This is a genomic window from Streptomyces sp. S6 (assembly GCF_054880855.1).
In genome coordinates, this window is sequence record NZ_JBTYMC010000623.1 from 1 (window position 1) to 1,504 (window position 1,504).

Sequence of the window (1,504 nt, forward strand, 5' to 3'; positions counted from 1 at the left end):
CCTGCGGGCGCTGGTGCGCACCGTCACCGGCACGGTCACCCCCGCCGCCGCCCGCTCGGCGGCCCGCTCGACCGCCTCGGCGAGCACCCACTGCCCGAGCTCGGCCGTCTTGTCGTTGTCGTGGGCGTCCTCGGTCACCCGCAGGAACTCGGCCGGTGTGAACAGCACCCCCTGCGAGGAGCGCCACCGCGCGAGCGCCGCGACGGACGAGATCCGGCCGTCGGCGAGCCGGACGACGGGCTGGTGCAGGAGCGTGAACTCGCCGTCGTTGAGCGCCGCGCGCAGCCGCGTCGCCAGCTCCGCCTTGCGGACCACGTCCTGCTGCATCTGCGGCTGGTACAGCTCGACGCGGCCCTTGCCGCCGGATTTCGCGCGGTACATCGCGAGGTCGGCGTTGCGCAGCAACTCGCCCGCGCCGAGGCCGGGTTCGGCGAAGGCGACGCCGATGGAGGCGTTGACGCGGACGTCGTTGCCGTCGATCGCGTAGGGCTGGGAGAGGGCCGTCCTGAGGCGGTCGGCGAGCTCCAGGATGTGCCGCTCCCGCGCGTTGCGGTCGCGGGTGGTGTCGCCCATGATCAGCGCCGCGAACTCGTCCCCGCCGAGCCGGGAGGCCGTGTCGCCCTGGCGGACGGCGTCCTGGAGGCGGCGGGCGGCCTGGACGAGGAGGTCGTCCCCGGCGGCGTGGCCGATGGTGTCGTTGACGGCCTTGAAGCCGTCGAGGTCGATGAAGAGGACCGCCGTGTTGCGCAGGGCGTGGCCCCGGTCGGAGCTGCGGCGGCCGGAGAGGGCCTGCTGGACGCGCCGGGTGAACAGGGCGCGGTTGGGCAGGTCGGTGAGCGGGTCGTGCTCGGCGCTGTGCTGGAGCTGGGCCTGGAGCCGGACGCGTTCGGTGACGTCGCGACTGTTGAAGATCAGGCCGCCGTGGTGGCGGTTGACGGTGGACTCCACGTTCAGCCAGCCGCCGTCGCCGGAGCGGAAGCGGCACTCGATGCGGGTGGTGGGTTCGTCGAAGGGGGTGGTGGCGAGGAAGCGGCGCACCTCGTGGACGACGCAGCCCAGGTCGTCGGGGTGGATGAAGTGGGCCAGCTCCCGGCCGAGCATCTCCTCGGCGGGCCGGCCGTAGACCCCGGCGGCGGCCGGGGAGACGTACTTCAGGGCGCCGCTCGGGGCGGCGATCATGATGACGTCGCTCGACCCCTGCACCAGGGAGCGGAAGTGGTTCTCCTTCTGCGCCAGTTCCTGGGTGAGCTTGACGTTGTCGAGGAGCATGATGCCCTGGCGGACGACGAGCGCGAGGACGACGGCCCCACCGGTGAGCAGGACGACGCGGTCGACGCTGCGACCGTTGAGGACGTTGTAGAGGATGCCCAGGGTGCAGACCGCCGCCGCGAGACGATCTGCGACCACGCGCACGCGCGCGGGATGCGCGTCCACCTCGACGGGTCCCGGATAGCCAACGCGGCGGCCTCCCTCGACGTCCCGATGCGGACGTTCACCAACGCCG

1 protein-coding gene is annotated in these 1,504 nt (G+C 72.7%); it reads right to left on the reverse strand.

Annotated features, from left to right (window positions below):
• Positions 1 to 1,504 (reverse strand): putative bifunctional diguanylate cyclase/phosphodiesterase (locus ACVNF4_RS35885; RefSeq protein WP_461807016.1); only part of this gene is annotated, 1,504 nt, incomplete at both ends.